The following is a 6,775-nucleotide window of genomic DNA, read 5'->3' on the forward strand; positions in this document are numbered from 1 at the left end:
ACTCCAACAGCCAGCCCACCGGCTACTTCGGCTCCGCCATCAGGGCCTCGACGGTGGCAATGACGTCGGGGTCGTCCCATTCGATGGCGCTGTTGACCGAATAGCGCACGCGGCCGTCACGATCGAGAATGAACGAACTGGGGAAGGCAAAAACGCGCCAGTCGGCAGCCACCCGTCCGTCGAAGTCCATCAGGACCGGGAAATCCACCTGCACCTCTTGCATGAAGGCCGTGATGTGCTCGGCGCTTTCCTGATAATTGACCGATACGATGGAGAAGCCCTCGCCCAGGGTCTCGGCCATGCGGTTCATCGACGGGATCTCGTGCACGCAGGGCGGACACCAGCTGGCCCAGAAATTCAGCAGCACCACCTGGCCGTCGTAATCGGACAGCGACTGCTCGTCACCTAGGTGATCGGTCAGCGTGAAGTCCGCGACCGGCCGCGGGCGATCGCGCTCCACCAGCCCGCGGCCGACTTCGATCGCACGGGTGGCCTCCGGCAGCGGCGCGGCCGCCAGCGGGCGCGGGACGCTGGCCAGGAGCCGGCCCGCCTGCAGCAGTTGTGCAGGCAGGCGCTCGGCCGCGGCCTGTTCCTCCGGCTCGGGATCGGTGCGGCGCAGGTAATAGAAATCGCGCACATCCGGGACCGTCTGCACGAACACCGCACTGCCGCCGCGGCGCAGGTCGGTCAGGATGTCGTCCAGGTGCCAGCGATATACACCCTGTGCGGGCTGCAGCAGGAAGAGCGGCAGACTGGTGGCGCGCACCACATCGACGAACTCGGCGGGGGCACCCGCCACCGGCGTGTCGACCATCAGGTTGGGGAAGGCCAGCGCCGCACCGAGTACGTAGGCCGCTTCGGGGCCGTCCTCCTGCCACTGACGCAGGCCGCGCAGGGCGGTGATCGCCGGGCGGCCCGAGGCGACCAGCATCACCTGCTTGCCGGTCTGCGCGTGCGCCGCACCCAGCAATGCGGCCACACTGACGCCATCCAGGCTGCGCATGCTCTCATTGGTGCGCGGAAGGAAATGGGCATCCAGCAGATCGGCCTGCCAGACCTCGACGCCCATCGCCGCCAGCTCGTGCCCGAAGCGCGCATGGTTGGCGTGTTCGCCCGCCTGCGGAAGCAGCCACAGGTAGAGCCGATCGCCAGTGGCCGGGTACACGGTGACGCCCAGGTCGACGCCGGCGGGATCGGTCACTGTCAACGTGCGCGGTTCAACCTCTCCGGCACCCGCCGGCGGAAGCAGCAGAAGCAGAGACAGCAGCAGGCACAGGCGCGGCAGGAATCGTATCGACACGCGGGCATCCATCAAGGGGACCGACCGCGACTATAGCGTCCCGTCATGCCCGCGGGAACGCCGCACGGAAGAGCCCCGAGGGATTGGGTCAGCGCGGGTGCGTATGCCGGAACGTGCGTAGACGGCGGGTCTTTTCCACCATGCGCCAGAGGGAACGGCAGTTGTTGTAGCGCGAGACGTGCTGCAGCGGCACCCAGAGGATGTCGTTCGACTCGTCGCTGCCGGGCACCGGCAGGCGGTCGTCGATCTCCAGCAGGAAGCGCACGTCGATGTGCTCGTGCATCGGGAAATGCGGGCTGGCCGGGATGGTGTGGATGTCGAGATCGAAGACATCCTCTTCCACCAGGCGGATCTGCTCGGGGGCGAGGCCAGTCTCTTCGTGGGTCTCGCGCAGCGCCACCTGCAAGATGTCGGCCTGGCCGTCGGCATGCCCGCCGGGCTGGAACCAGCGGTGGTGCTTGCCGTGCAGCAGCAACAGGGCCTGCTCACGGTCGGGGCTGACCACCCAGGCGGAACCGGTTACATGCGCGGGCAGGAGATCGCAGTGGAAGCAGTCCGGGTGCTCGCTGACGAACTCCAGGGCGCGGCGGACGTAGCCGGCCTCCTCGATGAAGGTCGTCTGGTGTCGGGCGAGCAGGTCCAGCAGCTGGGCGCGATGCATCTCAGGTCCCGGCGGGGTTGTGCAGCGCGTGGATCGCCGCACGCGCCGCCTCGTCCACGTCGCCTTCCCGTCCCGCGAGGGTCAAGCGACCAAAGGCGCCGACTGCGCGCACGTCGATCAGCGAAACATTGGATGCCTTCAGTGCCTGGTTCGCGGCATAAATGATGTAGCCGGCCGGTTCCGCCTCGAGGATGAACATGCTCTGTTCCGGCAGGATCATGTTCCCGCGGCGGTTCTGGCGGTTGATCAACACGGTGTGGTCCGGGGTCATCCCACGGATGGTCTCCTGCCACGGGATGCGACAGGGCTGGCGGTCCTCCTGGCTGGCACCGAGACGCTCCAGCAGCACCCGGCCGGCCTCGATCACCTCGCTCTGGCTGCGATGGTGAATCACCATGGAGCCGAATTCGCGCTCCACCACCTGCTGCGCGAGGTGCACGTTGGTCGCCTTCAGTGCGACGTCGGTCAGGCGGTGCACCGCCATCCCCGGGGACACTTCCACCCACAGGCAGGAGTCTCCCGGAACGGGCAGGAAGCCCTGGGAGACCGTAGCCATGTATTCCGCCAGCTGCGGCTGGAGGGAATCCATGTAGACGTAGGTGCGCAGCTGGATCATCGATTCGCTCTGGGCCAGGGCCCGCGGCCCATGGTTCCCGCGCGTCGCGGCCCGAACCCGCGCGGGAATTCGCGCACGCCTCATGCAAGCCGCCCCGAAATGGGCGGGCTCGCGTGCACACGCGGGAGAATTGAAGGACGTATTGTGAACGCAGCGCGCCCCAAGCTCAACGTTGAGTGCCTTCAGGGGCCGGCCTTCGGGCGGCCACACGTCCCGGGAAGACGCTCGTATAATGCAACGCCAACCCCGCAGCCACAGGGATTGTCATGCCGAAGCAGGATGCGGAACACCTCCTCGCCAGCGTGGAAGACGCCGATCTCGATCTGGCCGAGACCCTGCGCCAGCTCGTGGACTGGCTGCGCCCGGAAGACCCGCGCAATGTCGCGCCGGTGATCTCCCGTATTGAGCAGTTAACCCTCGCCCTGGGCGAGAACCCGCGCCTGCAGGACCGGCTGCGTGAGCGCCTGGAGGACGGGCTGGAGGACGCCCGGCACCTGACGCTGTACACCGGGATCGGGCTGTTCTCGCGCAAGGGTTTCTTCCGCGAGGCCGCGGAGCTGATCTACGAGCGGATCAATCCGCGCCCAATGGACCGGCGCGACCTGAAAGACGTGCTTTATCACGTGTTTCACCAGACCGATGACGCCGCCTGGGTTGCGGCCCTGCCGGACGATGCCTGGTGGCGCCTGCTGGAGGCCCTGGGCTGCCTGACCGGGGAACACCCCGGGGTCCTGCAACGGGCACGCGAGGAGATCCTCTACGCCCTGGAGATGCTGTCGATCTGGGTGGCCGCGGAAGAACTGGAACCGGAACTGCTGCGCCTGGACCCGTCGATCGCCGAGCACAACTCGGCCTTTGTCGCCCAGGAGCGCGAGATCTCCGCCTATGTGCGCGACTACCGAGCCGCGCTGGAAGACCCCGATCACGAGCGCATGGATGACCGCCATGCCCGGGTGCTACTGGAGCAGTGCAGCGAGCAGATCGCGCGCCTGCGCCAGCTAGCCATCACCCATGGCAACAGCCTGTCGCTCACCCACCTTCTGGAACGTCTGGACCAGACCCTCGGCCGCATTCACAAGCTACTGGACCTGCTGGAGCCGGACGCGGACCGCGACACGCGCGCAGCCTCGGTCGGGGTGTTCCGCGAACTCATCACCATCAGCGCCCGCCAGCACGGTGTACGCGCGCTGTGGCAGGACAACATCAAGCTGGTCTCGCGCAGCATCACCCAGCAAGTCAGCGACACCGGCGAGCACTACATCACCCAGTCGCGCAGCGAATACTTCCAGATGCTGCGCTCCGGAGCCGGCGCCGGGCTGATCATCGCGGTCATGGCCCTGATCAAGATCCAGATCGAATCCCTGGGACTGTCCCACGCGGTCAACACCCTGTGGGTGAGCCTGAACTACGGCCTCGGCTTTGTGCTGATCCACATCCTGCATTTCACCGTGGCCACCAAGCAGCCGGCAATGACCGCCGCGCGTCTGGCCGCCGCCATCGAGGAAAGCGAACGCGGCACAGCCGATCCACGAACCATGGCCGATCTCCTGATGCGGGTGGGCCGTTCGCAGTTCGCCGCAGTACTCGGCAACGTGGGCATCGCGCTGCCGACCGCCATCCTGATCGGTCTGTTTGCGGCGGGCCTGTTCAGCGCTCCAGTCCTGTCCGGTCGCGAGGTCGACTACCTGGTGGACGGGCTGCACCCGATCATGGGCCTGGCGCTATTCTTTGCCGCGATCGCCGGAGTCTGGCTGTTCGTCTCCGGCCTGATTGCGGGCTTCTTCGACAACCGCTGCGCCTACCTCGACCTGCCCGGCCGCCTGCGCGAGCATCCGCTTCTGCGCCGGTTGCTGCCGACCGGGGCGCGCCACCGCCTGGCCGACTGGATCGGTCACAACTACGGTGCACTGATCGGCAACTTCCTGTTCGGCGTGCTTCTGGGAGTGACCGGATATGTCGGCTACCTGCTGAACCTGCCCCTGGACATCCAGCACGTCGCCTTTGCCTCGGCCAACCTCGGCTATGTCACCGCCAGCGAAGCGCCCGGGCTGGGCATGTTCGTCCTGTTTCTGGGGTTCGTGCTGCTGATCGGGGCGGTCAACCTGTGGGTCAGCTTCGGGCTCGCGCTGTACGTTGCGCTGCGTGCCCGTGGCGTGCGCATCGGCACCTTTGGCCGCGTCGTTCGCGCCTATGGTCGCCACCTGCGCGAACGTCCGGGCGAATTCCTGTTCCCGCCCGGCGCGCAGACCACGACCAACGGAGGCGACGACGAGTCCGATGCTCGTTAGCAGGGCCTTGCGTCTGCTGGCGCCGACACTCGCGCTAGCGCTCGCCGGCTGTGCCGGGACGGCACCCAGCCCCTCCGGTGAGGAGACCCGCACCCCGATGATCGCCTCCGAGGTGATCCACACGACGGATGGCGACCGGCTGCCGCTGCACCGCTGGGGGCCGGACACCCCCGAGCGGGTTGTGCTGGCCCTGCACGGCTTCAACGACCACGGTGGCAGCATGCAGGCGCTGGGCGAGGCGCTGGCCGGGCACGCCATTGCGGTGTATGCCTATGACCAGCGCGGCTTCGGAGCCACGCGCAACGCCGGCTACTGGTCCGGTCACCGACTGCTGGCCGAGGACGCCCGCACCGCACTCCGGCTGCTGCAAGAGCGCTACCCCGACCAGACGCCCTACCTGATCGGCAAGAGCATGGGCGGCGCTGTCGCGCTGCTGGCCATGGAGGAAACGACCGATTCCGCCACTGCATCGCCCCGGGTCGCCGGCACGGTCCTGATCGCCCCGGCGGTCTGGAGCCGTGGCGACATGCCCTGGTATCAGCGCTTCGGCCTGTGGCTCGGGGCGCGCCTGGCGCCCGGCTGGCGCCTGGACGGCGAGATGGCCGCTGACCTCGACATCCACCCCACCGATGACCCCGCGGTGCTACAACAGATGCGTGACGACCCGCTGGTGTTGCGTGATGCCCGCATCGATGCCCTGGACGGCCTGACCACCCTGATGACCCACGCGCTGGAGGCGGGCCCGACTTTGCCCCCACCGAGCCTGACGCTGTACGGAGCGCGCGACGATCTGGTGCCACCCTTGCCCCTGGCGCGCCTGCTGGAGGCCCTGAGCGCCCAGGGATCCGATGACCATCGGGCCGCGCTGTACCCCGAGGGCTATCACATGCTGACCCGGTATACCGGGGCCGAGACCACGTTCGACGACATCGCCGCCTGGCTGCGGGACCCCCAAGGAAGCCTCCCCTCGGGCCACGAACGCTCGCCCGACGCCCTGGCGCAGTACCTGCGCGAAAAGCACTGACTCGGGTTTCTCTGGCCACCACCGCGCGCTGGCGCTACGGTGGACCCAGCCAACCTTCGGAGAACGCCCTATGAGCCACTCGACCCCCAACCGCCTCGACGACCTGGTTGCCCGCAGCCGCCGCGACCAGGCGGAACGGGAACAGGGCTACCGCGAGCAAGCGTTGAAGATGTATCCGTGGGTATGCGGCCGCTGCGGGCGCGAATTCACCCGCGTCAATCTGCGCGAGCTAACCGTGCACCACCGCGACCACAACCACGACAACAATCCATCCGACGGCAGCAACTGGGAGCTGCTGTGCCTGTACTGCCACGACAACGAACACCAGCGCTACACCGACGCCACTCCGGGCAGCGGGAATACGGCGAGCACCTCCTCGGCCACCCACAACCCGTTTGCCGGGCTGGCCGGGTTGCTTGACACGAACGACCGGGGCGGCGACGACTCGAAGGCGTAGAACGACTGCGGGCTGGAGTCGGCATCGGGTCAGAGCCGGCGCCACCAGAACTGCAATGGCTTGAGGCTCTCCTGCCTCTCGCCGATATCCGGCCACGGGAAGTGGCCAACCCGCCCCTCGGCGCGCCGGTAGCCGCGCTTCTTCCAGAACCCGTCCAGGGGCCGGTAACCGGCCGGGCGTCGCGGGTGATCCTCCGGGCGCACCACCGCGCAGAAGGTGGCATGGGCAAAGCCCAGGCGCCGCGCTGCCGCCTCGCGCTCGTCGAAGAACCGATGCCCCGCCCCCGAGGGAGACGCTGATTGAATCGCGCTCTCGCGTTGGTGCCCCCTGTTTTCCGAGACCAGGCGCGTCGTGCAGCGGGTAGTGGTTCTACCCGCAAGCGGCGCAACGCAGGATCGGGGAACAGGGGGCACCAACCCGACAAATCAT

The 6,775-nt window shown here is 67.7% G+C and carries 7 protein-coding genes; 3 read left to right on the plus strand and 4 right to left on the minus strand.

Going from position 1 to position 6,775, the window contains the following annotated elements; translation table 11 throughout:
- Nucleotides 1-22: 22 nt before the first annotated feature.
- The 3 genes from D573_RS0105970 to D573_RS0105980 form a co-directional block, all read right to left on the minus strand.
- On the minus strand, nt 23-1,312 hold the full coding sequence (locus tag D573_RS0105970; RefSeq protein WP_018937937.1) for a TlpA disulfide reductase family protein: 1,290 nt from the start codon (nt 1,310-1,312) through the stop codon (nt 23-25).
- 76 nt (nt 1,313-1,388) lie between these two features.
- Entirely contained in the window at nt 1,389-1,961 is a 573-nt protein-coding gene (locus D573_RS0105975; protein ID WP_018146202.1) for an NUDIX hydrolase, read from the minus strand.
- A 1-nt stretch (nt 1,962) separates the two neighbouring features.
- A complete protein-coding gene (locus D573_RS0105980) occupies nt 1,963-2,577 on the minus strand; it encodes a BMC domain-containing protein (protein ID WP_018937938.1) in 615 nt (204 codons plus the stop codon).
- Nucleotides 2,578-2,843: 266 nt separating this feature from the next.
- Between D573_RS0105980 and D573_RS0105985 the strand changes: the two genes are divergently transcribed.
- The 3 genes from D573_RS0105985 to D573_RS0105995 all read left to right on the plus strand — a co-directional run bounded on the left by D573_RS0105985 (nt 2,844) and on the right by D573_RS0105995 (nt 6,346).
- On the plus strand, nt 2,844-4,865 hold the full coding sequence (locus D573_RS0105985) for a site-specific recombinase (RefSeq protein ID WP_018937939.1): 2,022 nt from the start codon (nt 2,844-2,846) through the stop codon (nt 4,863-4,865).
- A complete protein-coding gene (locus D573_RS0105990) occupies nt 4,855-5,889 on the plus strand; it encodes an alpha/beta fold hydrolase (RefSeq protein ID WP_038038264.1) in 1,035 nt (344 codons plus the stop codon). Before D573_RS0105985 ends, D573_RS0105990 begins: the two co-directional genes overlap by 11 nt.
- A gap of 70 nt (nt 5,890-5,959) precedes the next feature.
- On the plus strand, nt 5,960-6,346 hold the full coding sequence (locus D573_RS0105995) for a YajD family HNH nuclease (RefSeq protein ID WP_018146206.1): 387 nt from the start codon (nt 5,960-5,962) through the stop codon (nt 6,344-6,346).
- Between the two features lie 29 nt (nt 6,347-6,375).
- Here D573_RS0105995 and D573_RS14140 read toward each other — a convergent pair whose 3' ends face one another.
- A complete protein-coding gene (locus tag D573_RS14140) occupies nt 6,376-6,759 on the minus strand; it encodes a hypothetical protein (protein ID WP_369773959.1) in 384 nt (127 codons plus the stop codon).
- Between the last annotated feature and the right edge of the window lie 16 nt (nt 6,760-6,775).

Origin of the sequence: Thioalkalivibrio sp. AKL9 (assembly GCF_000377825.1) — a bacterium.
GTDB lineage: Bacteria > Pseudomonadota > Gammaproteobacteria > Ectothiorhodospirales > Ectothiorhodospiraceae > Thioalkalivibrio > Thioalkalivibrio versutus.

Bases quoted from the DNA above. Each gene is read 5' to 3' on its own strand.
- D573_RS0105970 (WP_018937937.1), bottom strand. From the start codon at position 1,312: ATGGATGCCCGCGTGTCGATACGATTCCTGCCGCGCCTGTGCCTGCTG.
- D573_RS0105975 (WP_018146202.1), bottom strand. From the start codon at position 1,961: ATGCATCGCGCCCAGCTGCTGGACCTGCTCGCCCGACACCAGACGACC.
- D573_RS0105980 (WP_018937938.1), bottom strand. From the start codon at position 2,577: ATGATCCAGCTGCGCACCTACGTCTACATGGATTCCCTCCAGCCGCAG.
- D573_RS0105985 (WP_018937939.1), top strand. From the start codon at position 2,844: ATGCCGAAGCAGGATGCGGAACACCTCCTCGCCAGCGTGGAAGACGCC.
- D573_RS0105990 (WP_038038264.1), top strand. From the start codon at position 4,855: ATGCTCGTTAGCAGGGCCTTGCGTCTGCTGGCGCCGACACTCGCGCTA.
- D573_RS0105995 (WP_018146206.1), top strand. From the start codon at position 5,960: ATGAGCCACTCGACCCCCAACCGCCTCGACGACCTGGTTGCCCGCAGC.